This window comes from Streptomyces sp. WM6386 (genome assembly GCF_000972385.1).
Lineage (GTDB): Bacteria > Actinomycetota > Actinomycetes > Streptomycetales > Streptomycetaceae > Streptomyces.
Map to the genome: position 1 here is coordinate 1 of NZ_JXTE01000594.1, position 382 is coordinate 382.

General features: G+C 71.5%; 1 protein-coding gene. It reads right to left on the reverse strand.

What is annotated here, in order from left to right:
* Positions 1-382: AMP-binding protein (locus TN53_RS42845; RefSeq protein WP_046264335.1), on the reverse strand; the 382-nt coding region annotated here is incomplete at both ends.

The following is a 382-nucleotide window of genomic DNA, read 5'->3' on the forward strand; positions in this document are numbered from 1 at the left end:
GTCTCCGGGGGGAGTCCCTGGGCGGCGAAAGCGGTGTGGAATCGGTCGGCCGTGCCGGCGCGGACCGGCTCGCTTCCGTTGATCAGGGCGAAGACGCCGTCCAGGCGCAGGTCTGCCTTCTGCGCCTCGGTGACCGTCGACGCGCAGTAGTCGTAGGCGAAGTTGGGCGCCGCGCTGAGCGCACGTGGGTGCGCGGCCAGCAGCCGCAGCCAGCGCACCGGTTCGTGCAGGAACGCCACCGGATCCATGAGCACCGACAACAGCCCCCGCACCACCGGCGCCGCGACACTGAGCACGAGTCCCATGTCGTGGTACAGCGGCAGCCAGCCCACACAGGTCACCGGATGCACGTCGGCACCGTAGGCGGCCAGCGCCTGGCGGG